The 23,137-nt window shown below is 69.9% G+C and carries 31 protein-coding genes and 2 pseudogenes; 20 read left to right on the top strand and 13 right to left on the bottom strand.

The features are described from left to right. Nucleotides 1–690 precede the first annotated feature (690 nt). On the top strand, nt 691–2,472 hold the full coding sequence (locus IEZ27_RS51825) for a DUF4132 domain-containing protein (protein ID WP_189654044.1): 1,782 nt from the start codon (nt 691–693) through the stop codon (nt 2,470–2,472). Nucleotides 2,473–2,620: 148 nt separating this feature from the next. Here IEZ27_RS51825 and IEZ27_RS51820 read toward each other — a convergent pair whose 3' ends face one another. Further along, on the bottom strand, nt 2,621–2,884 hold the full coding sequence (locus IEZ27_RS51820) for a hypothetical protein (RefSeq protein WP_189654043.1): 264 nt from the start codon (nt 2,882–2,884) through the stop codon (nt 2,621–2,623). Here IEZ27_RS51820 and IEZ27_RS51815 point away from each other — a divergent pair. After that, nucleotides 2,883–3,554 carry an NAD(P)-dependent oxidoreductase gene (locus IEZ27_RS51815; protein WP_189654042.1) on the top strand — a complete coding sequence of 224 codons (672 nt, stop codon included), beginning with the start codon at nt 2,883–2,885 and terminating at the stop codon, nt 3,552–3,554. The genes IEZ27_RS51820 and IEZ27_RS51815 overlap by 2 nt on opposite strands. Nucleotides 3,555–3,585: 31 nt before the next feature. Further along, nucleotides 3,586–3,975 carry an antibiotic biosynthesis monooxygenase family protein gene (locus IEZ27_RS51810; RefSeq protein WP_189654041.1) on the top strand — a complete coding sequence of 130 codons (390 nt, stop codon included), beginning with the start codon at nt 3,586–3,588 and terminating at the stop codon, nt 3,973–3,975. Nucleotides 3,976–4,028: 53 nt separating this feature from the next. Here the strand turns inward: IEZ27_RS51810 and IEZ27_RS51805 are convergent, their stop codons facing one another. Then, nucleotides 4,029–4,493 (bottom strand): DoxX family protein, encoded by a 465-nt coding sequence (locus IEZ27_RS51805; protein ID WP_189654040.1) that lies wholly within the window; start codon nt 4,491–4,493, stop codon nt 4,029–4,031. Nucleotides 4,494–4,521: 28 nt separating this feature from the next. Further along, a complete protein-coding gene (locus IEZ27_RS51800) occupies nt 4,522–4,980 on the bottom strand; it encodes a carboxymuconolactone decarboxylase family protein (protein WP_189654039.1) in 459 nt (152 codons plus the stop codon). Nucleotides 4,981–5,115: 135 nt separating this feature from the next. On the opposite strand from IEZ27_RS51800, the gene IEZ27_RS51795 reads away from it, so the two are divergent. After that, the gene (locus tag IEZ27_RS51795) at nt 5,116–5,994 is read left to right on the top strand and encodes a sigma-70 family RNA polymerase sigma factor (protein WP_189654038.1); all 879 of its coding nucleotides are present in this window, start codon (nt 5,116–5,118) and stop codon (nt 5,992–5,994) included. Nucleotides 5,995–6,128: 134 nt separating this feature from the next. Here the strand turns inward: IEZ27_RS51795 and IEZ27_RS54720 are convergent. The 4 genes and pseudogenes from IEZ27_RS54720 to IEZ27_RS51780 all read right to left on the bottom strand — a co-directional run. After that, nucleotides 6,129–6,470, bottom strand: a pseudogene (locus tag IEZ27_RS54720) (alpha/beta fold hydrolase); the annotation flags it as partial. A 178-nt stretch (nt 6,471–6,648) separates the two neighbouring features. After that, nucleotides 6,649–6,774, bottom strand: coding sequence for a hypothetical protein (locus IEZ27_RS55225; RefSeq protein WP_268246143.1), 126 nt, complete (start codon nt 6,772–6,774; stop codon nt 6,649–6,651). An 87-nt stretch (nt 6,775–6,861) separates the two neighbouring features. Then, entirely contained in the window at nt 6,862–7,359 is a 498-nt protein-coding gene (locus tag IEZ27_RS51785; RefSeq protein WP_189654037.1) for a carboxymuconolactone decarboxylase family protein, read from the bottom strand. Nucleotides 7,360–7,938: 579 nt separating this feature from the next. Further along, nucleotides 7,939–9,132: a serine hydrolase domain-containing protein gene (locus IEZ27_RS51780; RefSeq protein WP_189654036.1), complete on the bottom strand. Its 1,194-nt coding sequence runs from the start codon at nt 9,130–9,132 to the stop codon at nt 7,939–7,941. Between the two features lie 143 nt (nt 9,133–9,275). On the opposite strand from IEZ27_RS51780, the gene sigJ reads away from it, so the two are divergent. Both sigJ and IEZ27_RS51770 read left to right on the top strand, forming a co-directional pair. After that, nucleotides 9,276–10,163 (top strand): RNA polymerase sigma factor SigJ, encoded by an 888-nt coding sequence (sigJ, locus tag IEZ27_RS51775; RefSeq protein WP_189654035.1) that lies wholly within the window; start codon nt 9,276–9,278, stop codon nt 10,161–10,163. Nucleotides 10,164–10,212: 49 nt separating this feature from the next. After that, entirely contained in the window at nt 10,213–11,151 is a 939-nt protein-coding gene (locus IEZ27_RS51770; RefSeq protein ID WP_189654034.1) for a cysteine peptidase family C39 domain-containing protein, read from the top strand. Between the two features lie 391 nt (nt 11,152–11,542). Here IEZ27_RS51770 and IEZ27_RS51765 read toward each other — a convergent pair whose 3' ends face one another. Beyond that, nucleotides 11,543–12,169 (bottom strand): TetR/AcrR family transcriptional regulator, encoded by a 627-nt coding sequence (locus tag IEZ27_RS51765; protein ID WP_189654033.1) that lies wholly within the window; start codon nt 12,167–12,169, stop codon nt 11,543–11,545. A gap of 46 nt (nt 12,170–12,215) precedes the next feature. Further along, nucleotides 12,216–12,506 carry an antibiotic biosynthesis monooxygenase family protein gene (locus IEZ27_RS51760; RefSeq protein WP_189654032.1) on the bottom strand — a complete coding sequence of 97 codons (291 nt, stop codon included), beginning with the start codon at nt 12,504–12,506 and terminating at the stop codon, nt 12,216–12,218. Nucleotides 12,507–12,685: 179 nt separating this feature from the next. Here IEZ27_RS51760 and IEZ27_RS51755 point away from each other — a divergent pair, with 179 nt between their 5' ends. Further along, nucleotides 12,686–12,838: a hypothetical protein gene (locus IEZ27_RS51755; RefSeq protein WP_189654031.1), complete on the top strand. Its 153-nt coding sequence runs from the start codon at nt 12,686–12,688 to the stop codon at nt 12,836–12,838. 141 nt (nt 12,839–12,979) lie between these two features. After that, nucleotides 12,980–13,249 (top strand): annotated as a pseudogene (locus IEZ27_RS54710) (transposase); the annotation flags it as partial. A 50-nt stretch (nt 13,250–13,299) separates the two neighbouring features. On the opposite strand, the gene IEZ27_RS51745 reads toward IEZ27_RS54710, so the two are convergent. Next, complete coding sequence (locus tag IEZ27_RS51745; RefSeq protein ID WP_189654030.1) at nt 13,300–13,842, bottom strand: TetR/AcrR family transcriptional regulator; 543 nt, start codon at nt 13,840–13,842, stop codon at nt 13,300–13,302. A gap of 59 nt (nt 13,843–13,901) precedes the next feature. Between IEZ27_RS51745 and IEZ27_RS51740 the strand changes: the two genes are divergently transcribed. From IEZ27_RS51740 to IEZ27_RS51720, 6 genes are all read left to right on the top strand, one after another. Then, a complete protein-coding gene (locus tag IEZ27_RS51740; protein ID WP_189654029.1) occupies nt 13,902–15,071 on the top strand; it encodes an FAD-dependent monooxygenase in 1,170 nt (389 codons plus the stop codon). 567 nt (nt 15,072–15,638) lie between these two features. Then, a complete protein-coding gene (locus tag IEZ27_RS54705; RefSeq protein ID WP_229825130.1) occupies nt 15,639–15,881 on the top strand; it encodes a hypothetical protein in 243 nt (80 codons plus the stop codon). Further along, nucleotides 15,827–16,129, top strand: coding sequence for a cupin domain-containing protein (locus IEZ27_RS54700; protein WP_308427375.1), 303 nt, complete (start codon nt 15,827–15,829; stop codon nt 16,127–16,129). The genes IEZ27_RS54705 and IEZ27_RS54700 overlap by 55 nt, the downstream gene beginning before the upstream one ends. 28 nt (nt 16,130–16,157) lie before the next feature. Next, nucleotides 16,158–16,580 carry a DUF4267 domain-containing protein gene (locus tag IEZ27_RS51730; protein ID WP_189654028.1) on the top strand — a complete coding sequence of 141 codons (423 nt, stop codon included), beginning with the start codon at nt 16,158–16,160 and terminating at the stop codon, nt 16,578–16,580. Between the two features lie 186 nt (nt 16,581–16,766). After that, entirely contained in the window at nt 16,767–17,168 is a 402-nt protein-coding gene (locus IEZ27_RS51725) for a hypothetical protein (RefSeq protein WP_189654027.1), read from the top strand. Between the two features lie 100 nt (nt 17,169–17,268). Continuing rightward, nucleotides 17,269–17,814, top strand: coding sequence for a GNAT family N-acetyltransferase (locus IEZ27_RS51720; RefSeq protein ID WP_189654026.1), 546 nt, complete (start codon nt 17,269–17,271; stop codon nt 17,812–17,814). Nucleotides 17,815–18,143: 329 nt separating this feature from the next. Here the strand turns inward: IEZ27_RS51720 and IEZ27_RS55220 are convergent, their stop codons facing one another. Then, on the bottom strand, nt 18,144–18,278 hold the full coding sequence (locus IEZ27_RS55220; protein WP_268246142.1) for a hypothetical protein: 135 nt from the start codon (nt 18,276–18,278) through the stop codon (nt 18,144–18,146). Nucleotides 18,279–18,387: 109 nt separating this feature from the next. Here IEZ27_RS55220 and IEZ27_RS51715 point away from each other — a divergent pair, with 109 nt between their 5' ends. Together IEZ27_RS51715 and IEZ27_RS51710 are read left to right on the top strand one after the other, a co-directional pair. After that, nucleotides 18,388–19,281: a hypothetical protein gene (locus IEZ27_RS51715; RefSeq protein ID WP_229825129.1), complete on the top strand. Its 894-nt coding sequence runs from the start codon at nt 18,388–18,390 to the stop codon at nt 19,279–19,281. Between the two features lie 120 nt (nt 19,282–19,401). Then, a complete protein-coding gene (locus IEZ27_RS51710) occupies nt 19,402–19,620 on the top strand; it encodes an EF-hand domain-containing protein (RefSeq protein WP_189654025.1) in 219 nt (72 codons plus the stop codon). A 31-nt stretch (nt 19,621–19,651) separates the two neighbouring features. Here IEZ27_RS51710 and IEZ27_RS51705 read toward each other — a convergent pair whose 3' ends face one another. Further along, the gene (locus tag IEZ27_RS51705; RefSeq protein ID WP_189654024.1) at nt 19,652–20,494 is read right to left on the bottom strand and encodes an NAD(P)H-binding protein; all 843 of its coding nucleotides are present in this window, start codon (nt 20,492–20,494) and stop codon (nt 19,652–19,654) included. 86 nt (nt 20,495–20,580) lie between these two features. Here IEZ27_RS51705 and IEZ27_RS51700 point away from each other — a divergent pair, with 86 nt between their 5' ends. Further along, the gene (locus tag IEZ27_RS51700; protein WP_229825128.1) at nt 20,581–21,363 is read left to right on the top strand and encodes a helix-turn-helix domain-containing protein; all 783 of its coding nucleotides are present in this window, start codon (nt 20,581–20,583) and stop codon (nt 21,361–21,363) included. Between the two features lie 42 nt (nt 21,364–21,405). On the opposite strand, the gene IEZ27_RS51695 is transcribed toward IEZ27_RS51700, so the two are convergent. Continuing rightward, nucleotides 21,406–21,618 (bottom strand): winged helix-turn-helix transcriptional regulator, encoded by a 213-nt coding sequence (locus tag IEZ27_RS51695; RefSeq protein WP_229825127.1) that lies wholly within the window; start codon nt 21,616–21,618, stop codon nt 21,406–21,408. Nucleotides 21,619–21,698: 80 nt separating this feature from the next. On the opposite strand from IEZ27_RS51695, the gene IEZ27_RS51690 reads away from it, so the two are divergent. The 3 genes from IEZ27_RS51690 to IEZ27_RS51685 all read left to right on the top strand — a co-directional run. Further along, a complete protein-coding gene (locus tag IEZ27_RS51690; protein WP_229825126.1) occupies nt 21,699–22,004 on the top strand; it encodes a hypothetical protein in 306 nt (101 codons plus the stop codon). After that, entirely contained in the window at nt 21,977–22,252 is a 276-nt protein-coding gene (locus IEZ27_RS54695) for a hypothetical protein (RefSeq protein WP_229825125.1), read from the top strand. The genes IEZ27_RS51690 and IEZ27_RS54695 overlap by 28 nt, the downstream gene beginning before the upstream one ends. A 101-nt stretch (nt 22,253–22,353) precedes the next feature. Then, a partial coding sequence (locus IEZ27_RS51685; RefSeq protein ID WP_229825124.1) for an MFS transporter occupies nt 22,354–23,137 on the top strand: 784 nt, incomplete at its 3' end.

Here is a 23,137-nt window from a genome sequence, read left to right as displayed (position 1 = left end):
TTGGAGGCGTTCGCCGGGACGGGGACCGAAGTGGCCACGAGCACACAGACGGCACTCGTGACCAGGGCTAACACGGCATTGCGTCTCACGTGGTCGCTCCTGACACGCTGGGGGGTGGTGTATGAGGTCACCTGCATTTGAGTTGATGAACCACAAGAGGTCAACATTCTGGTAAATACCGGATAAATTGCGATTTATCGCCATCGGAACATGCAGCTCATGCCCCACCGGGTCAATGGGCGCTCCAGCCGCCGTCCACCGGCAGGATCGCGCCCGTCGGGTAGGACGCGGCCGGACCGGCCGGCACAAGGCCGCGGCGGTGAGTTCGTCCGGCTCGGCCCAGCGCCGGAGTGGCACTTCATGGTGCAGGAGCCGGGCACCACGACGTGGGCGCCGGCGCAGGCGCCGGACGGCGCCTGCGCGATGGCCGGCCCGAGGCCGGACGAGCCGCCGGTGACCAGGGCGACCTGACCGGCCAGGTGTGAGCGGAGACGGTCACGACTTTTGAGAACACGCACAGCTGAGAGGCAAAACCCCAGCTCGGCACCTTCGCGAACAGGGCCATGTCGCTGGTTGGCGGCTGGGGCCACCTCCGGGAGAAGGACGCCGGACACCAGGTTTCGAGCGACCCGCTGGTAGTCGTCCAGAACAACGATCTTCATTCGGACATCGTGTGACTACGATCACCGGGTGACGTTCGCTGGCAATTGGGATCATCTGGAACCGGCTACCAAGGAGGCCTACCGGCGCTTCGACGCCCTCACCGAGCAGAGCCTCGACCCCGGCCCTGGCACCGACTGGCGCCTCTACGGCACCTACGCCCACACCAAGCTCTGGCTCGGCCCGCAGGGCGGCCACGACTACGACGAGCGCGTCCTGCGCCTGGTCCGCACCGTGGCCGGGCGCGCCGTCGACTGGACGCCCGACGACGCCTGGAACCTGGCCGAACGCGCCGGCTACTGGGCCCGCCAGGGCCACACCCGCCACGAGGAGCTCTATCGGATCCCGCTGTCGGCCGCCCACCTGCTCCATCCGCAACAGCGCCGCGACCTGTTCGGCCACCTGACGGACCTCGGAGAACTCCAGCCGCTCCTGCAGAGCCTGCTCACCGAGGAGGGCCCAGCCGGTGCGGTCAGGAACGTGATCGGGGAGGCCGACCCCTTCGCCACGATGCTGGCCGAGGAGTACGGCCCCCGCCTGGCCGACATGCTGCCGCTGCTGCGTCACTGGGCCACCGCCGACACACCGGCCCCAGGCGACGGCTGGTTGCCGGTCGTCTGCGACCTGCTCACCCCTGAGGCCATCGCCCTGGTCCACGAGCTGGTCACCCGCCTGGCCGCCTACGGGGGCGGCCCGTTCGTCTGCCACCACGCCGACATCAGCTGGAGCGAGGACCGCTTCCTGAAGGGCCGGACCGTCTCGGTGGCGCGCGGCCTGATCTGGACCTGCGAGGTCATTGACGAACCTTGGGTCCCGTCGCTGCTCGCCGACGCCGCCGTCACTTGCGGCACCGGCCACGATGGCCCCAGCTCCACCTGCCGCAGCGAGACCGTCGCCAACGGGGCTGTCGGCGTGCTGGCCCGCCGGGGCGGACCCGGGACAGTCACCCCACTGGCGCTCATTCAGACGCAGGTGCGGGCGGCGTCCGTACAGGAGAATGTCACTCGCGCGCTCGACGCGCTCGCCGACGCGACCGCGCTGACCCGCGACCAGTTCCTCGACCGCACTCTGCCCGCCGCCACCACGCCCAGAGAGGTCGAGCAGGCGCGCACGGCCGCGCGCAACCGCCTGGAGCAGGCGCTCATCCACCAGCGCGAATGGACTTGGCGTGAGGTCGGCGAGCACCTCCTCGACCACCCCGTCACTGGCCCCGACGCACGCACCCTGGTGTGGCGGATCCCCGGCGGCCCCTCAGGCCTGCCAGTCAGAACCGTCGACGGCTGGGAACTGGCCGGGCGCCGCCCCGAGGGCCCTGTCGCCTTGTGGCACCCGGCCGACGCGAGCGCCGAGGAGGTGGGCGCGTGGCGCGAGAGGGGGCTGGCGCAGCCGTTCGAACAGGTCCTCCGCGAGGTGTACGCGGAAGAGCCGGACCGCGTCGCCGGTCACGTCGTGCGCTACGGCCTGGCCCGGACGGAGCTGATCCGGCACGGCTGGACCGGCGTGTCGATCGGCTACTGGGAGCACGACTGTCACGAGGGGCAGGGCGAGGTGGTGCGCGACCTTGCGGACTGGCAGGCCCGCTGGCTCCTGCGCGTCGTCGAGGGCATGTCCGACGAGGGCTGGGACCTGGACGCGCTGTGCGCGACCAACCCGATGACCTTCCACCGCGACGGCCAGGAGGTGCCGGCGGCGTCGGTGCCGCCGCTGGTGCGGTCGGAGATCCTCCGAGAGGCCGACCTCACCGTCGCCGCCGCCTCGGCCGGCCCGGACGCCCAGCACCTGGTCGACCACTACGACGGATATTGGCACTAGCCAGGGCGAATCCAAGACTTTCTACCAGCGCGAACGAACCGAGAACAAGATCCATAGCCAGGCCCCTGCCGGCTTTGGCCCGACGCTTGGTCGTCTGCTGGTCATGACCATGACTCCCGAGATCCGACGAATGTGGCCACTCCCGCTGTCACATTTCCGCCGCGCGCCGGGTCATGGAGGCGACGGAACGGGCTTGGCCGCCGACACCTCGCGGAGCGTCCCTCGCGAGGGTCGTCACCTTCGCCGTGCCCGCGTCGTCGTACAGGCGAAGACGAAACGCGAGCAAATGGGTGTCCGTAAATGTCGGCGACCGGGGCGTCTTCGAGGCTGTCCCGCCGGCCGCCGCCGCCCACGCGCAGGGATCGTCTGCCTCGGCAACCCCCTTTTCACGAACCCGGAGGGATTCGTCCATGAAACTCACCGTCTTCGGCGCCAGTGGCGGCGTCGGCCGGCAACTGCTCGACCAGGCTCTGGTCGAGGGGCACGACGTCACGGCCGTCGTACGGAGTCCGGCCAAGCTGGACGGGAAACCGGTCCGCGTCGTGCGTGCCGCCGACCTGGCCACGGCCGACGTCACGACGCTGCTGCCCGCCGTCGAAGGAGCCGATGCCGTACTGTCGGCGCTCGGCCCGCCGAACAACGCCGCGGCCGGGGTGGCCTCCAGGGGCACCAAGGCGATCCTCGCGGCGATGCAGGTCGCCGGGACCCGTCGGCTGGTCGTGGTGAGCGCCGCCCCGGTGGGCACCACCCCCTCTCCCGGCCGACCCAACCCGCCCCGGCACGACCCCGGCGACGGGCCGTTCCTGCGCTACGTGGTGTATCCGATCGTCAAGGCCGCGCTCCGTCCGCAGTACCTCGACCTGGCCGTCATGGAGGACGACGTGCGCGACAGCGGCCTGGACTGGACGGTGCTCCGGCCGGTGCAACTGACCGACAAGCCGGTGACCGGCGCTTACCGGACGGCGGTGGGACAGAACGTGCCGGGCGGCCGGTACGTCTCACGCGCCGACGTGGCCCACGCCATGCTCGCGGTGCTCGACCGGCCGGAAACGGTCGAGCAGGTCATCGGCATGGCGAACTGACCCTCTCCTCAGCGATCACAAGGGAGAAATCATGAATGAAGTTCCGATCACCCGTACCGAAACGCCGGTCGACGAGCCGATCACCATGATCAACGCCTTCACCGTCCCGGTGGAGGAGTCGGAGACGTTCCTGCCGCTGTGGATGGAGAACGCCGAGATCATGGCAAGGCAGCCGGGGTTCGTCCGGGCGCGGCTGCACCGATCGATGATCGACGACGCCGAGCTGCGGTTCGTCAACGTGGCTCACTGGGAGAGCGGGAGGCAGCTCGAAGAGGCGCTGGGCAGACCCGAATGGCAGGAGAGCGCGCAGCGGCTGCTCAATGATCCCGGCCTGCACATCACCGCGCGGCCCAGCATCTACGAGGTCATCGTCGACCTCCAGCCCTCCCGCGACGGAAGCACCACGCCGGTGACGAGCTGAAGCCGGCATGGCCATGATCACGTGTCTGATCATGGCCATGCCGGTTTTTTTTCCTACCGAACGGTCGACGCCCGTCTCACCGGCGGGCTCGGCGCCGCGCGGACGCTCCGGTCGTCGAGGGGGTGGAGAAGGTCCCGCCAGTCCGCCGGCCAGTTCGCCAGCGCCACGCCGATCATGATGATCAGGTGCAGCGGCGCCGACACCTCCTCATACAAGGGGGCGACGTCGATGAGGTGGGTCGTCACCGCGCCGATCAGCACGAACATCAGCCCCGCCGCGCCGATGAACCTGACCCGCCGCCGCGGGACGAGCATCATCAGCCCGAAGACGAGCTCCAGGGCGCCGACCACGAACCGCATCCACGGCGGCCAACCCCAGTCGACGAACTTCTCCGCGTAGGCCGGACCGAAGAAGGTCGGCCCGGGCCAGAACTTGGTGACGAAGCCGATGAAGAACGACGCGGCCAGATACCAGTAGAGGACTGCGGCGAGCCGTCGCGGCCAGGTACGTGCGGTCATGAGCCCTCCGTCGTGTTCGCCATGCGACTCAGCCCCACTTCTGGCCGGCGAGCTGCCGGGTGGTGACGTTGAGCCGGTTCGACAGGTTCGTGACCGCGGCCATCAGGATGATCGCGGCCAGTCCTGTCTCGTCGTAATGCCGGGCCGCCTCGTCCCAGATGTCGTCGGGGACCGGGTCGCTGCGGTCGGCGAGCCGGGTGGCGGCCTCGGTGAGCGCCAGCGCGGCCCGCTCGGCGTCGGTGAAGTACGGCGTCTCCCGCCAGGCGACGACCAGCCCCGTCCGCTCGTCGCTCTCGCCGCTCTTCCTGGCGCTACGGACCCCCGACTCCACGCAGGGGCCGCAACCGTTGATCTGGCTGGCGCGCAGGTGCACCAGCCCCAGCGTGGTCTCCGGCACGCCGCCCGTACGGGCGGCCTTGAAGAGCTCCTGGATGGGTGCCATCGCCGTCGGCAGGACGGCGGCGGGATTCTTCATCCGTGTCTGCATGTGTTTCTCCGCTTCATCGGCTGGACTTCCGCCCTGATGACTCGCCGCGAGGGGAGGTTGTGACAGCGCGCCGTCTGTCACATCTGCGCGGTCGTTTCCGTCATCTGTTACAGACAGCACGAGAGGGACGGCGTCATGGAGGAGAAGGACCTGCTGGCCGGTTGGTTCCAGCAGCATCGCGACCATCTGTGGGCGGTGGCCTACCGGCTGCTCGGCTCGGCGAGCGAGGCCGACGACGCGCTCCAGGAGGCATGGCTACGGCTCAGCCGCGCCGGCGCGGAGGACGTGCGGAACGTGCCGGGCTGGCTCACCACGATCGTCGCACGGGTGGCGCTGAGCATGCTGCGCGATCGCCGGACGCGCCGCGAGGAGCCGCTGCGCGTCTCCGGTCCGGACCCGATGGCCGGCCTTCGCGAGGCGGACGACCCGGAGCACGAGGTGGTCGTCGCCGATTCGGTCGGCCTGGCTCTGCTGGTGGTGCTCGACATGCTCGCGCCGGCGGAACGGATCGCGTTCGTCCTGCACGACATGTTCGCCGTGCCGTTCGGCGAGATCGCCTTGATCGTGAACCGTTCGCCGGCCGCGGCCCGGCAACTGGCCAGCCGCGCCCGCCGGCGCGTACAGCACCCGACGGCCCCGGAGGCCGGGACCGACTCCGTCAGACAGCGGGAGATCGTCGCCGCCTTCCGGGCCGCGTCCCGTGACGGTGACTTCGCGGCCCTGCTCGCGCTGCTCGACCCCGACGTGGAGATCAGCGCGGACCGCACCGCCGTGCTCTCCGGCGCGTCGAGGCTGGTACGAGGGGCGGACAGCGTGGCCGAGACCTTCGCCGGCCGGGCTCAGGCCGCCGAGCTCGCGCTCATCGACGGGGCACCGGGTCTGGTGTGGGCGCCGGGCGGACGGCCACGGATCGTCTTCGCCTTCACCATCGCGAACGACCGGATCACACACGTCGACCTGCTCGCCGACCCCGAGTACCTGGAGGACTTCGAACTGGTGATGCTCGGTGGATAGGCGACCGGGATACCAGTCCGGGGTCTTAGAAACCGTGATCGGTTCGCGAGAAGTTGTTCCGGCAGGCCCCGCACCGGGTTGAACGTCCACCACCACATGTGCGTGTCGCCGCCTGGCCGCTGCAGCATCGGAATCCGGTGGAGACTCTCGTCGGGATGCAGCACGTCCGGCAACGCGAGCTTGCGCGTCGCGGCCGGGTGGTTGGCCGCGAAGCTGAAGGCGACCATCGCGCCAATGTCGTGCCCGGCGATGTTGACGCTGTCGTGGCCTGGCGTGCGCACCATTTCGTTGACGTCGCGTCCCATCGTCTTCTTGTCGAAGCCGCCCGCGGGTTTGTCGGACGCGCCCATGCCCCGGATGTCGACGGCGATCACGCGGTGGCGGCGGGCGAGGGCCGGTATGACCTTGTGGTAGCTCCACCAGGTGGCGGGCCGGCCGGGCAGCAGGACGAGCGGTTCACCCGCGCCTCCCGCCACGTAGTGCAGTCGGATCCCGTTGACGTGGACGTGGGCGCTGCGGAAACCGCCGGGGAGTGAGGCGGCCAGTTCGGCGTCGCCGGGAAGTTTCGGCCCGATGGCGGCCGAGGCCGGGCTCGCGGTCGCAGCCAGGCCAGCGGTCGCGGCGAGCGCTGCGCCGAGCGTGACCGCGGCCCCGCTAGGCCCACGTGGTACCGGCGGGGTCTTTGATGACGTTGTTGACAGTGTTGAAGAAGTTGCTGGTGGCCATCCAGAGAATCAGCGTCGCGCGCTGCCGCTCGGGGTTGGTCATTCGTGCCTGCATGATTCGTTCCTTTCGAGAAGTCGGTGCACCGGGAGCGCTCAGGGTGAGGCGCGGACACCATGTCCTCACCCTGAGCGAGTCCGCCGGCTACTGCCTCCACTGCTCCGTCGGCGACACCCCGGGCAGCGGCTTGCCGATGAGGGCCAGGGGGATGAAGAAGCAGACCTGGCCGATGGCCATGACGAGCGTGGCGAGCGCCTTCTCGTCATAGTGCTCGCGCGCCCGCTCGTACAGCTCGTCGGAGACGCGCTCGCCGGCCGGGTTCGCGGTGAGGACGGCCTCCACCAAGGCGAGCGCGACGCGCTCGGCGTCGGTGAAGTAGGGGGCGTCCTGCCAGGACGCCACGGCGGTGATGCGCTCCTCTGTCTCCCCCGCCTTGCGGAGGTTGCCGGTGTGCAGGACCGTCAGGTAGGTGTTGCCGACGATCTGCCCGGCGCGCAACTGGAGCAGGCTGATGGCGACCTCCGGGACGGAGCCGTTCCCGGTCGCCTTGAACATGGCTCCGCCGATCTCCTTCAGCTCGGGGACGAGAACGGCGGGGTTGGACAGGCGCGACCGGCGGTGCTGCTGCTCGGTGCTGGTCATGGTGGTGGGGTTCCTTTCTGGTTCAACGGTGTTCCGGCGCTATGACGGATCCCGCGGGCCGAACGTGACCGGTGGGGCGACGGAGGTCAGCGAGGGGTGCTGCCGAGGGGCTCGGCGCTCCGGCTGACGGGGCGCGGCCGCAGGAGCAGGACGGCCGCGAGGATGGCGGCCAGGTAGAACGCGCCCGCGCCGAGCATGCCGGCGGTGTAGCCGCTGGTGAGCGCGTCGTGCGGGGACGTGCCCGGCGGCCGGCGCGCGGTGGCGGTGACGGCGATGCCGACGGTGAACGCCAGGTAGGCCAGGCGGTGATCACGGGAGAGTACTGCTTGATCGTCTGCATGTAGAGGGTGAGGAAGTAGAAGGTGGCCAGCTGCCCGGCGCCCATGAGCAGCATGACCAGGTTGGCGCCGAGCCGAGGGCCAGGGTCGCGGTGAGCGCGCCGGGCAGGTCGAGCCCGCCGCGCTCACGGGTGCCGGGCACCAGGCCGAACGTGCCGGCCAGAACAGGAGCACGATGGTGCCGTCCATCACCATCAGCAGTTGCGCGGCGGCGATCACCAGGAGGGCGAGGCCGCTTCGCTCAGGACGGGGTGCGGTGTGTGTACTCGTGTGAGGTCCTCAGGAGGCGGTGGCGCGCCGCGGCGTCGTGCACCGCGGCGGCCAGCCGGTCGTGCTCGGGGTAGGACCAGCCGAAGCCGAAGCGGCGGCGGGTGTAGCCGAAGGCGATGCCGCTGCGCGGGTCGGCGAAGGACTCCGAGCCCGCCGAGCCGTCGTGGCCGAAGGCGTTCGCGCTGAGGAACGGGTAACGCAGGCCCTTGGCCTGGAAGCCGAGCGCGTAGTTGCCCTGCTCGCCGCGGACCAGGTCGGCGCCGGTGGAGTGCAGCATGGAGAACTCGCCGACGGTGTCCGGCTTGAGCAGCGGGGGGTGGCCGTCGATGCCCCATACGGCCGCCGCGTACAGGCCGGCCAGGCCGCGGGCGCTGCCCACCCCGCCGGCCGACGCCTGGCCGTTGGCGCGGACGGCGCGGGTGTTGGCGAAGGCCACCTGGTCCAGCGGCGGCGTGCTGTTGAGCCCGTACCCGATGCCGAGGATGCTGTGCGGGCCGGGCACGTTCGACCAGAACGCGGCCTCCTGCTCCGGGGTGGCGGTCCACCACCGGATCGGCCGGAAGCGGCGTTCCTCGGCCTCGGGCAGCCCCAGGTAGAGGTCCAGCCCGTACGGGGCGCGGATGCGCTCGTCGTAGACCTGCTGCAGCGACTGGCCGGTGACCCGCCGGATCACCTCGTTCACCATGGCGAACGAGACGAACCCGCCGTAGCCGTAAGCAGAGCCCGGCTTCCAGTACGGCCGCTGCCCGGCCAGGCGGCGCGCGATCACCGCGTCGTCGGCCAGCTCGGCGGCCGACAGTCCGCCGTCGACGCCGATGACGCCGGAGCGGTGGGTCAGCACGTCCCGCAGCGTGATCCCGTCCTTGCCGACGGCGGCGAACTCCGGCCATCGCCGGGCCACCGGCTCGTCCAGGTCGAGGGCCCCGTCCTGCACCAGCAGCGCCACCACCAGCGTCGCGGCGCCCTTCGTGGAGGAGTAGACCCCGGTCAGCGTGTCACCGCGCACCTGGTCCCCGGCCCACAGGTCCACCACCTGCCGGCCGTACACATAGGCCGTCAGTTGCGCGCCCGCCTGGCCGTCCTGCCCGGCCACCGTCGCGGCGAACTCCTCGCGCACCTGCCCGAAGCCATCCGCGACCGTTCCGTGGACATCCGTCCTGCTCATCGTCGGCAACCCTTCGTGAGTGAGTGTTGGTCGCCGGCATGACGGATGGTCCGCAGGAAAGGTGACCGGACGCGTTCACGGTCACCTTTCACCGGTTTGATGCGTCAGCGCTCTGACGTGGCTGACATGAGAGGAATGCAACTGTGACACCCCAGGACTTCCTTGCCGACCGGTTCCAGGGGCACCGCCCTCATCTGAAAGCGGTCGCCTACCGCATGCTCGGCTCGCTGAGCGAGGCCGAGGACGCGGTCCAGGAGGCATGGCTGCGGCTGGCACGTTCGCACTCGGGCGACATCGACAACCTCGGCGGCTGGCTGACCACCGTGGTCGGCCGGGTGTGCCTGGACATGCTCCGCGCCCGCAAGTCTCGACGCGAGGAGTCGCTGGAGGAACGCCTGCCCGATCCGATGATCAGCCGCGCGGATGCCGCCGACCCGGAGCAGGAAGTGCTGCTGGCCGACTCTGTGGGCCTGGCGCTCCTGGTCGTGCTGGAGTCCCTGACCCCCGCCGAACGGCTGGCGTTCGTGCTCCATGACATGTTCGGGATGCCGTTCGAGCAGATCGCGCCCATCGTGGACCGCACTCCCACGGCGGCCAAGAAGCTCGCCAGCCGGGCACGCCTGCGGGTCCGCGGCGCGACCCCGAATCCCGACCCCGATCTGAGCAGTCAGCGCCGGATGGTGGACGCCTTCCTCGCCGCCGCCCGCGACGGCGACTTCGCCGCGCTGGTGTCCATCCTCAACCCCGACGTGACGCTGCGCGCCGACGGCGGGACGCTCACCGGCGGCATGCGGGTCATCAGGGGCGCCGCGGCCGTGGCAGGACAGCTCGCCACCTTCCAGCGCATGGCCACGAGCGCCACCACCCACCCGGCGCTCGTCAACGGCCTCGCCGGCCTGGTCAACACCATCGGCGACGAGCTGATCTCGGTCATGAGCTTCACAGTCTCCGACGGCAGGATCGCCACGATCGACATCCTGTCCGACCCCGACCGGCTGGCTCAGCTCGACCTCACCCACCTGAAGCCGTGACGACGACGGACTTGACCCTGACACCGTGTCAGGCGGCACGGTACGGAGCATGTCAGTCACCTATGTCGGCTCCGGGCCGTACTGCTACGCCGACTCCCTCGCGATGGTCCTGGGCGGCGAGGCGCCGCCTCCGGCCGTGATCGAGGTCCTGACGGGCTCCCCGTACGGGATGCAGCTCATCGGCGGCCGGTTACCGCTGTTCGACGCGTTCGGCTGGGACCCCGAGATCGGGATCGATGCCGCGCTCGGCCTGCTCGGCTGGGAGTGCGAGCGCGCGGACGGCGGGACGGCGGCGGCGGCGCTCGACCGGCTGCGCCGGGCCTGCGAGGGCGGCCCGGTGCTGGCCGGGCCGCTTGAGCTCGGCCTGCTGGCCTACCAGCCCGGGTCGGGCGAAGCGGTCGGCGCCGACCACTACCTGGTGGTGCTGGAAGTGGCCGGCGACACCGTGCTCGTGCACGACCCGCAGGGCTACCCGTACGCCACCCTGCCAGTCGACGCCTTCGCCGAGGCGTGGCGCGGAGAGCTGATCCCCTATCTGGAGCGGCCGTTCCGGATGCGGCACAGCTTCACCCGCCGCGAGCAGGTCGGCCCGGAGGAGGCGCTGCGGCGCTCGCTGCCCGCCGGACTGGCCTGGCTGGCGGGCCGTACGGATGTGGAGGTCCCGCCCGGCACGCTGGGGCTGGCCAAGGCTGCCGAGCGCACGGCCGAACTGGTGGAGGAAGGGCTGGATCCCGAGATCAGGACGCTGTGGCAGGCGTTCGCGGTGCGCGTGGGCGCCCGCCGCCTCAACGACCTGGCGGCCTGCCTGTCGTCCCTACGCCTCGACGCGGGCGCGGCCATCGCCGCCGAGCAGGCCCGCATCGTCGGTGGGCTGCAGGGTCCGCTCGTGGCGGGCGACGACGCGGCGCTGGCGGCCGGGCTGCGCCGATTGGCTCCGACGTACGAACGGCTGCGCGCCGCCCTGATCGCCGCCGAGAGAGCGTCCTAGGGACTGGTTCTTGGATCAGGTTCGGAGCCAGATGAGCAGGGTGGCCAGGGTGACGGTGCCGAGGAACCCGAACGGCCCGCAGTACCCGCTCCAGCTGTGGGCTGTCGCCGTACCGGCCCGGTGTCAGGACCAGCGACAGCGCCCGGCATCGGCCGTCCGCCGACAGGTGAATCTTGGTGGTGAACCCGCCACGGGAGCGGCCTGGGCATTCCGCAGTCTGCCCACCTCCGCCGGCCGGGCGGCCAGCGCGGCCGGCACCGGATCGCCCCGGTTCGTCCCCGCCGCGCCCCCCTTTTGCCGGCCGGGCGGTGCGGAGACGGGCGGCGAGGTACGGGGCGCGCCGGTTCTTGGAGCAAGTGATGAGCCGCACGGCCCCACCCCGCCCGGCCGGTCATGGCAGTGTTCGGGTCGGGTCCTCGAGTGTGGCCAGTAGCGGTTCGACGGTAGTAAGAGCCTGGTCGACCAGGGCGGCGAGCGGGGTGGCGCCCTGGTCGGCCACCCACCGGCGGGAGGCGGTGAACAGGACCGCCGCGAGTACGAAAGCGATGAGTTCGAGCTGGTAGTCGTCGGCCGGGCGCCCGGTGCGGCCGGCGAGCAGGGCGGTCAGGAGCTCGATGGTCCTGCGCTCTTCGCCGGCGTAACGAGTTTCGAGGGCCGGGACGGTCGCGACGAGCCGCATGCGGGCGAGGGTGAGGTCGCGGTCGGCTTCGGCCGCCGCGATGACCGCGCCCATGGCGGCGCGGACCGTCGCGGTCAGGGGCTCGCCCGCGGGTCGCTCAGCGGTGGTGGTCTCGAAGAGGGGGGAGGCGTCGTTGTCGAGGACGACGTCCTCCTTGGTGGGAAAGTAGCGGTAGAAGGTGGTGGTGGAGGTCTCGGCGGCCTCGGCGATCTGCTCAACGGTGGTGTTCTCGTAGCCCTGGCTCTCGAAGAGGCGCAGCGCCGCGGTCTGGATGGCGCGGCGCAGCTTGATCCTCTTGCGTTCCCGCAGACCCGGGGAGGGATGAGTCGGTGGGCTCATTGCGCCGGCCTCTGTTTGCAGGCCGGCAGGGCCGCTCCGCTGTGGGTCATGCTTGCAGCACGACCTCATAGACGGCGATCGGAGGAGGGGTGACGCCCAGCTCCGTACTTGCCTCCTGACGCGCCTGGGCGCCTCGGCCCTCGTTGTTCCTGCGCAGGTCGTCGTCGCTGTCCCACAGGGAGATGGTCACGACCTTGCCACTCTGGCGGTCGGCAAGCAGGTAGAAGCCTTTGAAACCGGGAACTTCGCGGAAGCTTGGGAGCTGCTCCTCGCAGAACGTGAGGAGACCGGCGAGCTTGTCGCTTTCCGCCTCCGTGGAGACAACCTGAGCGAACATGACATGACGTCCTTTCGGAGATCGGGCCACGAGGGGTCGCCCGCCGCCTTGCGGTGTGCTGTCGCTGAAAGGCAGCGCCCGTAGGAGCGATGGGATGAATCCGCGCCAACCGACCCGATCCACATGCAGGATGTTTCGGGTCAATGACACAAACAGTAGTTTGACCCATATTTTTGAATTTGTCACCCGCTGTGAAGCCGCCACCGGTACTCACCGCGGCCACCGACGCCGACACCGCGCACCGACGCCTCGTGCGGACGTTCGTCGCCGCAGCGCAGACCGGCGACCTCACCGAGCTGGAAGAACTCCTCGCCGCCGACGTGACCGGCTAGTAGTGCCTTGTCAGGTCGGCGTGTCGTAGGGCGGCTGTACCGCTGTGCAAGTCCTCATGCTGCGATGACCCCTACGAGCTTTCGGCGGCGTAGTCGATGCAAGCGCCGGCCCGACAGGCCATCGAGGTCGTGGTCGTGGAGCCGGTGGCGTGGGTGGTCGATGACACAGGTTTCCCCAAAGACGGCAACGGCTCACCGTGTGTGGCGCGGCAGTACTCCGGCACCGTGGGGAAGGTGGCGAACTGCCAGATCGGGGTGAGAGTCCATGCGGTCACCGACACCGCGTCCAGTCCGGTCGATCGGCGGCTGTCCGTGCCGGCGTCATGGGATGACGAGAACGAGGCGACGCCCTCGCGCATGCCCGGCATGATGCACCGGTGCACATCAAGCCGCAAGCCGGAGCGGCATCGCCACGGCGAGCCGTGATCCGCCGGCACCGCCACTGCCTGCGGTGTGCGGCCTCACCCCTCGGACGGCGCCGGCGCGCACCCCATCAGGACCCGCAAGCCCTCCAGCAGGTCCGCCGGAGCCGGCGCGCCGTCCGGGTCCACCAGCCACTGCGCCGCCAGGCCGCCCACCAGCGTCTGGATCACCGCCCCCACCTTCTCGGAGTCGGAGCCGAACAGCTCCGCCAGCCCCAGCCTGGCCTGCCGTCCCGCCTCCGCGAATGACTCGCGCAACTCGGGGGTGCGCGCCATGTGCGCGACCAGCTCGAACTGGATCACCCAGAGCGGCCTGGCGCGGGTGAAGGACTCGATGACCTTGGCCCAGGTCGCCTCGAAGTCTCCCGGCTCGGCCAGCGCCCGGCCCAGGTCGTCGGCCCATTCCTGCATCGCCTCCACCACCGCCTCGTTGAGCAGCGCGTCCTTCGTGCCGTAGTGGTAGCCGATCGCCGCCAGGCTGACCCCGGCCGCGGTGGCGATGTCACGTGCGGTCGTGTGGAAGTAGCCCTTCTCGTAGAGGCAGAGCTTGGCGCCTTCCAGAAGGTCCTCTCGATTTCCCATGACGCCATCTTACACATCCGTCTTGCACATGTGTCTAACACGTGCGTACCATTCGGGACATGAAGAACATCCTGATCTCCGGCGCCAGCATGGCGGGCACGACCCTGGCCTACTGGCTTCGCGAGCACGGCTTCACCCCGACTGTCGTCGAGCGCGCCACCGATGTCCGCGAAGGTGGCTACAAGGTCGACATCCGGGGCGCCGCCCTCGACGTCGTCGAGAGGATGGGCCTGCTGGAGAAGATCCGTGCCCTCCGCACCGACGTCCGTACTGGCTCGGTTGTCGACGGCGAGGGCCGCCAGGTGGCCAGCATGGACGGCGACAGCTTCGGCGGCCGCGTCCACCAGGACGCCGAACTGCACCGCGGCGACCTCGCCCGGCTCCTCCACGAGGCGACTGACGGCGTCGAGTACGTCTTCGGCGACTCCATCGCCGCCATCGACGGCACCCGGGTCACCTTCGCCGGCGGGCTCGTCCGCGACTTCGATCTCGTCATCGGCGCCGACGGACTGCACTCCAACACCCGCGCCCTGGTCTTCGGGCCCGAGGAGCGCTTCGTCCACGACATGGGCTACAACGTCTCGATCTTCAGCGTGCCCAACCACCTCGAACTCGACCGCGAGGAGCTCACCTACGTCGGCCCCGGCCGTACGGCGCTGCTCTACAGCACCCGCCAGGACACCGGCGCGAAGGCCATGTTCCTGTGGGCCGCCGCCCGCAAGACAGGCGACCGCGCCGAGCAGCAGCAGGCGCTGGCCGAGGCCTACCGCGGATCAGGCTGGGAGGTGCCGCGCCTGCTGGAGGCCATGACCGGCGCGCCCGACTTCTACTTCGACTCCATGAGCCAGGTGCGCATGGACACCTGGCACGCCGGCCCGGTCGCGCTGGTCGGCGACGCGGCCTACTGCGCCTCGCCCGCCTCCGGCCAAGGCACCAGCCTCGCGCTGGTCGGCGCGTACGTGCTGGCGGCCGAGCTCAAACGAGCCGGTGGCGACCACACCGTTGCCTTCCCCGCGTACGAGGCGCGGATGCGCTCCTTCGTCGAGGCCAACCAGGCCCTGGGCACCGCCAACATCAAGCGGATGGTCCTGTCGAGCCGTTCCCAGGTGCGCCTGTCGATGCTGATGCTGCGCCTGGTCGGCCTGCTGCCCGGCAAGGACCGGATCATGGCCAAGGTCGTCGCGCCCATCCACCGCGCCGCCACCGCCATCGACCTGCCCGCCTGTTGACACCTCGCGGACGCCCGCGGGACACGCAGGTGGACGAGCGAGGGGTGCGCATCACCGTGACAAAGACCATGCTGTTCGCCGCTGGCCGACCAAGGCTCACTTGGCCGTCGAGGTGCCGGCACGGCTGCAGGCCGGCCACGGAGATCACCAAGAGCGGCGGACATCCGAGCCGCCCCTTGTCGACAACCTGGACAAGATCGCCGTCGCGCTCAGCCGCATGCGCGCGACAGGCGGCTACGCAGGCCCACCCGCGAGGGCGCCGGCGAGCCCGTAGCGGCCGCAGCCGGGCACGAGGACATCGGCAAGCCGGCCCGCGAGCAGTACGCCGCACGCAACACCCTCGGGCTCGCCCTGATCGCGCACGCAACACCCTCGGGCTCGCCCTGATCGAACGGGCGTGCGAGCGCGGCGAGCTGCGCGCCGATGTGGATGCCGAAGCGCCGTTCGACCAGCTGGCCGGCGCCCTCCACTACCTACTACCAAGTACTGATCGCAGGAGCGCCGGTCGACCGAGCCTACGCACAAACGACTGGTGTCCTCCGCGCTCGAAGGGAGCCTGACTTGTCAATGATCGTAGAAACGGCAGTCGTCCACGAGATCGACGCCGAGACCATCATCTCGCCCACCGCCACCGGACAACTGCTGCTCGACTCCAGCGACACCGGCGGCGCGCTGAGCACCATCAGGATGACGCTCGCGGACGGCGCCGACGGCGCCGTGCCCCACCACCACGCCACCACGCCACCTCGACCGAGCTGTTCTACATCCTGGACGGCAGGGCGCGCGTCCTGGCAGGCGAGGAGATCGTGACCTTGGAGGCGGGCGACGTGGCGTCCGTGCCCCCGTTGACGCCCCATGCCTTCGCCGCTGCCCCCGGCTGCACAGCCGACCTTCTCATCATCGTGGCCCCTGGCATCCAGCGCTTCGAGTACTTCCGCCTGCTCGACCGCCTACGCAAAGGCGAGGCCACGCTCGAGGAACTGCTGGCCTCCCAAGACCTTTACGACAACCACTTCCTCAATAGCCCCGCCTGGACCCGCGACCGCCAGGCGTCCTGACCCCATCAGCATTGAAGGAGATTTCTTGATGTCCGCAAAGGTGCCATCTCGTACCACTGTCGGTGTTGTTCTCGCTTTCGTTGGCGCCCTGTTCATCGGCTATGTCGGGGTGAGTTATCTGCTGGCTCCTCAATCCATGGCCCCCGACTTCGGCCTGCCGAGCTGGCCGCATGGCGAGGGTGCGGGATTCCTTGCCGTCAAGGGAGTCCGGGATCTGGCGTCCGGCCTGGTGATTCTCGCGGTCCTGATGACAGGCGACCGCCGGGTCCTGGGGTGGGTGATGCTGGCTGCGGCGCTCACCCCGATCGGCGACATGTTCATCGTGCTGCTCTCCGATGGAGACCCCGCAACCGCCTTCGGTGTGCACGGCGCCACCGCCGCGGCGGTCGTCCTCGCCGGCGGCCTGTTGCTCAGCGGTTCCCGAACCGGGTCAGCGCAACCCGTCGCTTGACGGCTGTGGAGTGGCGTCATCGACGATCTTGGCGACCAGTCGGACGAGGGTGTCGCGAGCGTTGTCCGCACCGTCCTGTCCCGTGATCATGTGAACGAGCTGCGGCGTGGCATACCACCATCCGGCCAGGGCGCCCGGGTCACCGCCTGCCTGACACTCCTCTGTGCCCGGCCCATCACCCGCATCATGCGCCCGACCCTCGACGACATCAGCATCAACGACACCGAGGTACGCCTCCAACTCGGCGACCCACCTTGCCCGGTTCCCGAACCGTTCGCCGTCCTGCTCCTCCAGCTCGCCGAGTCCCGGGCGAACATGAACACCGCGGCCAACCCGCGGGCCCGCTGGCTCTTCCCCGGCCAGTGCGCCCGAGAACCCCTCAACGCAGCCACCATTCGAGAGGAACTCCGGCTGCTCGGCTTCCCTGGCGGCGCCGTCAGGGAGGCCGCGCTGCGCCGGCTCGTACTGCAAGCTCCAGCCCCGGTCGTTGCCGAGATGCTCGGCTACACCCCGCAAGCCACGACACGCCAGGCTGCGGCAGTCGGAAGCCCTTGGAGCCGCTGCGCCGCCGGTGACCACTCAAAGTGACCACCGATCTTCCCGCACAGATCACTCGATCAACGGTCTCTGCCAGTCCCGTGCCCCGTCACCGTCCGAGGTTGACCAGCCTTGGGTTAGATTGTCCGGAATGAGGACATATGAGGATCTGCCGGCGGAGCTGGTGACCGAGCGGCTGCGGTTGCGGCGGTGGGTGCCGTCGGATGCAGAGCAGTTCCGCGGGTTGTGGTTCGAGCGGGACCCGCGAGTGCCGGCAGCCCGGCGGATCGACGCCGAGGGACGGCCGACGGTCGAGGACGTCCGCAACTGGCTCCGTGACAATCCGCTGACGGCGGATCCTGGGCTCGGATTGCTAGCCATAGAGCTGCGCGACACCGGTGAGTTCATCGGGTATTGCGGATTGACCGTCGGCCAGGGATCGTTCGACGAACCTGAGATCGCGTACGAGCTGGCACAACGAGCTCACGGCCATGGTTATGCGACAGAAGCCGCCCGTGTGGTCTTGGAAGCCGCGATTCGAACAGGGCGTCGCCGCCTCTGGGCCACTGTGCGGGAGTGGAACACACCCTCGTTCCGCGTCCTTGAGAAACTCGGCTTCCACCGAAGCGACCGCATCGACGAGGACGTCGAACACGGTAACTCGATCTGGATGACGCGCGTACTCGACCCGCGGTAGAGACGCGGGCATCAGCCACCAGATCGCGCAGCTCGCGCAGGTGGCCGCCGCCGAAGGCCTCAACGGGACGCAACCGATGACCGATGGCCCCGAGAGCGGCAGCGGGCCTGCAAGAGTAGCCCTGCACCTGTATGCCTGGCCGTTGCACCGCCCCCTCCTGTGCCGCGAGGTAGAGCGCTAAATGGATGAACATGTTCACGCGGTGAACTTGTTCATGTCGGTCTCCTTCGGGAGCTGACAGCAGAGAACCCCGGGTCCAGATCGCGATTCCGGCCCGGGCCCTCCTCAACTTGCGTCAGCAGCTGTGCACATGGGCGGGGTTTGGTGAGCTACCACCGGGCCCCGCCGATGTGTTCCAGCAGCCAAGGGACGTACGTCAGGTACGCCTCAACGACGAGCACCAGCACGTCCACCGGACGCAGCCGCCAGTCGTTCGCCGCCCGGCTCGTCATCACCAAGGTCAAGAAGAAGGGCCGACGCTGCGGATGCCGAATATTCATCCGTGCAGGTCATGGAGGTAATGCACTCCGTCGCGCGCCGCGCACGGCATGATGGTCGATCACGTTATTGCGCTTGGCCTACCTCACGGTCACGACCACCTTCTCCTTCCTGGGGCTGCTCCCCCGGACCGATCGTGACAAGGAAATCGAAATCCTGGTGTTGCGGCACCAGCTGATGGTGCTGCAGCGGCAGGTGACCAGGCCCGCGTTCACGCCGACTGATCGGTTCCTTCTCGCCGGGCTGCTTCACCGCCTGCCGACGAAGAGACTCCGGCATCTTGTGTTGCCGGTCCGCCCGGACACCGTCCTGCGCCGGCACCGCGATCTACTGCGGCGCCGTCACGCCGCGGCCGGCGCATTCACGGTGAGCCGGCCGCGCTCGGTATCAAGGTTGCTGTTTCCACCGTGTGGGAGATCCTCAAAGCGCACGACATTGATCCGTCTCCCGAGCGGACCGCCACCACCTGGGCCACGTTCCTGCGCAGCCAAGCAGGCGCTCTGCCGGCGTGCGACTTCTTCGAAGTCCGCACCCCTCACCGGCGGCCGCTTGTACGTTCTGACGGTCATCGAACACGCCACCCGCCGTATCCGCGTCCTCGGCGTCACCGCCCACCCCACGGGGCAATGGGTCACCCAACTCGGCCGCAACCTCGCCATGGACCTACAGGATGTGGGCAGCACGGCCAAGTTCCTCATCCGCGACCGAGACACCAAGTTCACCGCAGCCTTCGACGCGGTGCTGACCGATGCCGGAATACGTATCGTCAAGAGCGGCATCCGGATACCGCGGATGAACTCCATCATGGAGCGGTGGATCCAGACCTGCAGGCGCGAACTGCTGGACCGGGTGTTTAATCGGCACCCGCAGGGTGGCCGCCGAGGGCAGGAACGGGTCGCCTTCGAACGCCAACCCGAGAAGGTGCCCCTCGCGGAGCTGAGCAGGGCGGTCAACGCCATCTTCGCCTGACGACGGCGCCGCCCGTGCACCCGGGCGCACCGGCACGGCTTTTCGGCCCGTCGTCCCTGGCTCGGGTTCGAGCTTGTGCTTCGATGTTGCTTTGTCAGTACATCGAAGGAGAGGTCACCGATGCCAGATCTTGACGACCCGGCCGCCACGTTCAGGGAGTTCGACCGCGACCGGGACGGATACATCACCCGCGAGGAGTTCGCGCTCGCCATGAACGCCCGCGGCGAGGAGGTCACCGCAGCCGAACTCGACTCGATCTTTCACGCCTCGGACGAGCACGACGGGGACGTGGACGGGCGCATCTCGCTGGCGGAGTTCCTGGTGGCCTGGAACAAGTGACGGCACACTCGCCCTGACCCGGCGGCCGGCGTCACCGGAGATGATCGGCCGCCCAGGTGCGGAACGTACGGGGAGGACGTCCCAGCACCCGCTCGACGTCAGGGGTGAGCCGGGCGTTGCCGTCCCGCGCCACCAGCCGGGAGCCGTCGACCGCGACGTCGGCGAACTCGGCATCCATCCCGGCGGCGATCAGTTGCGTGCGGTAGGCCTCCAGCGGCACGTCCACCGTCTCGACGGGCCGCCCGAGCGTCTCGCCCAGCGTCTTGGCCATGTCCGGGACGCTGAGCAGTTCGGGCCCGGTCAGCGTGAGGACGGACCGCACGTGCTCGTCGGCCGTCAGCGCCCGCACCGCCACCTCCGCGACGTCCCGCGGATCGACGACCCCCTGCCTGCCCCGGCCCGTCGTGTTCGGCACCGGCCGCCCAAGCCGGATCTGCGCAACCCACCTCAAGGCGTTGGAGGCGAAGCTGGACGGCCGCAACACCGTCCAGTCCAGTTCCCCCGCGCGCAACGCCTGCTCCCCGGCCCGATGCCAGTCCCCGACCCTGGCGCCGCCGTGTTCCTCTCCTGTGCCGATCGCCGAGAGCTTCACCACCTTCCGCCCCCCCGCGGCCCGCGCCGCCACGACCATCGCCTCGTCATGCCGGGCGAGCCACGGGCCGGGGGCACTGAGCAGGAACACGGCGTCGGCGCCGCGCGCCGCTCCGGCCAACGACCCGGGATCGTCGAAATCCCCCCGTACGACCTCCACCTCCGGCGACACCGTGACCTTCGACGGTTCCCGCGTCATCGCCCGGACCCGCTCACCCCGGCCCGCCAACAGCCGGACCACCTCACCGCCGACCGTGCCCGTGGCACCTGTGACAACAATCATGCGGCTCAGTCTGTCGCCCCGCCCACCAGCCTTTATAGGAACTTTCGGCACACGTGCGCACCCCGTGGCGCGGCTACCGTGTGGTCATGAGCGTCGAGGTCCCGATGACCGTGCCGGAGGGTCTGCGCCCGCTGGTCGAGGCGGTGAGCGTGCTGAGGGCGGAGGATCCCGCGGCGGGTGAGCGGCCGCCGCTGGTGCACCTCCCCGACCCCGGCACGTCCCTGATCTTCCGTACGACCTGCGCCGGGCACAGCGACCTGCTCGTGATCGGCCCGCGCACCCGTGCTTCGTACCACGTCGGCAAGGACCTCCCGTTCTGCCTGCGGTTGCGGCTGCGTCCCGGCGCCACCAGGCCGTTGCTCGGCGTCCCGGTGAGCGAGGTCGTGGACCGGGTGGTCCGCCTCGGGGACCTGTGGGGCGCCTCCTGCGACCCGCTGACCGCCGCCCTGAGGCACGCGGATGGCGACCACGGCCTGGTGCTCCGGCATCTGGAGGCGGCGCTGCCGGCCAGGCTCTCGACGGACGGGGCAAGGCGCGAACTGGTCCAGGCCGCCGTCCGGGCGCTGCGCGGTCGTACGGGCGCACGACGTGAACCGCTGCCCGCGCTCGCCCGCCACCTCGCCGTCAGCGAACGTCACCTGCGCGGCCTGTTCGCCGACGCCGTCGGCCTGTCGCCCAAACGCTACGAACGCATCGAACGCGTCCGCAGTGCCCTCGCCCTCGGTCGAGCCGATGGCCGCTGGGCCGACCTGGCCACGGCCACCGGCTACTACGACCAGTCCCACATGACGGCCGAGTTCCGTACGTTGATGGGCGTCACACCGGCCGCCTTCTTCCAGGGCCGCCTGCCCGCCCTCCAGCCCTGCTGACCCGCCGGCGGTCCCGGCCATGGCGGGTGTGGCCGGCGGCGGTCACCTGGGGGCGGCGGCCCGGTCGTAGGCCGAGCGGGCCTCGTGGATGTGGCGGCGATGGTCCTCGGCCCGGCGCAGCACCTCCGCGACCACCCCGGCCGACGACGGCCCGGCGTCGGTGAGGGGATAGTCCACGCGCGGCGGGACGGTCGGGGTGACCGTACGCGTGACCGGGCCGTCCCGCCGGAGCGCCCGCAGGGTGACGCTCAGCATGCGCTGCGTGATGCCGTGGGCCGATCGCCGCAACTTGTTGAACCGGCGCGGTCGGTCCGCGCGATCACCGCGAGACCGACGTGCCCGACAAGTGGACGGTCTCCGCCGACGGCTGGGGACTGGGCTGGACCCTGTATGACTGGGACGGTGTTCCCGGCTACGGCCACGACGGCGCCACCATCGGCCAGTACGCCGACCTGTTCCGGGAGTTGCTCGCCGAGCTGACGGGGGTCACCATGCCCGCCCCGTTCGGGCCGCCCGTCCAGTCGCCCGCCGTCGACCTCGCCCCGCTGGTCGGCACCTACCGACGCGAAGGCGTCGTCATCACGGTCAGCAGGGACGCAACGGCGGCGCCCGCATGCGCTACGAGTTCGTCGACGGCATGAAGGACATGTCACCGCCCCTGGACATGAACCTCACCCCGGTGACCCCGACCGTGTTCGCCGCAACCGGCGCGGGCGCCTCCTTCAGCGAGGACCACATGCCCGTCGTCTTCTCCACCCTGTCCAACGGGACCTCCTGCGTGTACGTCGGGTCCGGCCGACGACAGCCTGCCGGTGTGGGCGGAAGCGCCACCTCGATCTGGCTGCGCGGTTGCACTCGGACTGCTGAGCTTGATGGGGTGTCCGCATGACTGGTGCCACTGAGCAGGTGCAACGGGCGAGGACAGGAAGAGGCCATACGATCACACGACGTCCGGCTCCGTGGCACAGGCTGGCGGTGCTCGGGGCCCTGATGCTGGCCGCCCTCACCTTCAACACCGCGGAGAACCTGCCGGTCGGCCTCCTCAGGCTCATGTCCGAAGACCTACGGGTGTCCCTGTCAGCGGTTGGCCTCCTGGTCACCGCTTACGGCGTGACGGTGGCCATCGCATCCGTGCCGATTACCCACGTCGTGCGGGCCGTGCCCCGACGTCATGTGCTCACGGGACTGCTGGCCGCGCTCGTGGTGTCCAGTCTCGTTGCCGCGCTGGCCCCCTCTTACTGGCTGATCCTCGGGGCGCGGCTACTGACCGCGCTTGCCCAGGCGCTGTTCTGGGCCGTGATGGGGCCGGTCGCGGTGGGCCTGTTCGCGCCCGAGGTCCGGGGGCGTGTGGTCGGAGCGCTATCCGTGGCCGGTTCGCTCGCTCTCGTGCTCGGTGTCCCCGCTGGGACCTGGCTGGGCCAGCAGAGCACCTGGCAGGTACCCATCGCCACGCTGGCGGCGCTGGGGCTCATCTCTCTGGTGACGATCGCCGTCCTGCTGCCGACTTCGCGCCCGGAAGAAGAGCCCGCTGCGTACGCGACCGACCCCGACGTGCGGCGGTTCGGGACGGTGCTGGCGGCCGGAGCCTTGTCCGCCGCCGGGGCGTTCACGGGATACACCTACATCGTGACGTTCCTGGGCGACGTGAGCGGGTTCTCGTCGAACACGGTCAGCGTCCTGTTCGTGGTTTTCGGTGTCGCGTGCCTGGCCGGGGTGAGCATCACCGGGGTGTTCCTGGACCGCTTTCCGCAGTCCGCCTTGGCCACCGCCGTGT

Source organism: Nonomuraea spiralis (genome assembly GCF_014648435.1).
Lineage (GTDB): Bacteria > Actinomycetota > Actinomycetes > Streptosporangiales > Streptosporangiaceae > Nonomuraea > Nonomuraea spiralis.
This window is presented reverse-complemented; position numbering and strand designations above follow the sequence as displayed.